Below are 1,346 nucleotides of genomic sequence, written 5' to 3' on the forward strand. Positions count from 1 at the left end.
GGGCCGGCTCGGTGGGCCGGCGCGCGACGTCGTCGGCGGGGCGGCCCGGCAGGGTGGTGGCGGTCATCTCAGGCCCTCCCGTACTTCTCGGCGTTCTCCTGCAGCAGGAAGGACGCCTGCGTCGTCGCGGTCTCCAGCGCGGCGCCCGGGTCGCCGAGCGAGAGCAGGGCGTCCCCGATCGCGGGGTACAGGATGGTGGTCTGCACCTCGGCGATGCCCGGTACCAGCGGGTAGAAGCGGATGTGCTCCACGCCCTCGGCCACGTGTGACTGCGCTGTCAGCTCAGCCAGCTCGGGCGAGTCGAGGATCGGCAGGCGCGCGGGGACGGGCCCCGCGGTGGCCCAGCCGATCGAGTTGGCCAGGATCCAGCCCAGGAACGTCACGACGGCGGCCAGCCGGTCGGCGTCGAACCGCGGCTGACGGGCGACGACGAACTGGTGCGAGCCCGAGAACGCGGCGCGGCGCTCGCCGATCTGCGGCAACGGGGCCACGTCCCAGTCGAGGCCGTCGACCGAGCCGAGGTCGTTGATCAGGGCCCCGGGACCGCCCCACAGGAAGGCGTTCTGGTCGTTCTTGAACGCCGTCGAGGCGTCCGAGCCGCTGACGTTCCGCGGACTCCAGCCCTCGCGGATCAGGGTCTGCTGCCAGGTCAGCGCGTCGATCCCGGCCCGGCTGCCGAACGTCGCTGCCGTGCCGGCGTCGTCGTAGTGCTCACCACCGAACTGCCAGAGCAGGGAGTCGAACCCGCGCCCCACGCCCTGCGGGTCGACGGCGGGCAGCCAGTGACCGCTGATCCCGGCCGAGGCCAGCGCGTCGAGCGCGTGCTCGTAGGCGGCGCGGTCCGTCGGCGGCGCGTCCGGGTCCAGCCCGGCCTGCTCGAGCACCCGGCGGTTGTAGAACAGCGAGTCGGGCCACATGTCCAGGGGCAGCGACCAGCGCTGGTCCTTGTAGACGCCGGAGCCCCAGACCACGGGGAGGTAGTCCGCCTCGGCGAGCCCCACGGTGTCGAGGATCTCGTCGACGGGCATGATCACCCGGCGCGCGGCGTTGGTCGCCACCTGGAAGTTGTGCATGAGCGCGAAGTCGGGCGCCAGGCCGCTCGTGACCGCCGCCGGGAACTTCTGGTAGAAGTCGCCCCACGGCAGGGCGTACATGTCGATGCCGATGTTCGGGTGCTCCCGCGTGAACTCCTCGATCAGCGTCCGCATGACCGGGCCGTCGCCGCCCGTCAGCCCGTTCCAGAACTTCAGCGTGACCGGCGGCCCGTCGTAGGCCGCGGGTACCCGCGGCATCCGCGCCGTGCCGATCGTCGGCGCGCAGCCGGCGACGGCCGCCGCGACGCCGGC

The 1,346-nt window shown here is 73.0% G+C and carries 1 protein-coding gene; it reads right to left on the reverse strand.

Annotated features, from left to right (window positions below; genetic code table 11):
- Positions 1–68: 68 nt before the first annotated feature.
- On the reverse strand, positions 69–1,346 hold a 1,278-nt coding region (locus tag PROKR_RS21610), incomplete at its 5' end, for an ABC transporter substrate-binding protein (RefSeq protein ID WP_051433224.1).

Source organism: Promicromonospora kroppenstedtii DSM 19349, from assembly GCF_000515355.1.
GTDB classification, from domain to species: domain Bacteria; phylum Actinomycetota; class Actinomycetes; order Actinomycetales; family Cellulomonadaceae; genus Promicromonospora; species Promicromonospora kroppenstedtii.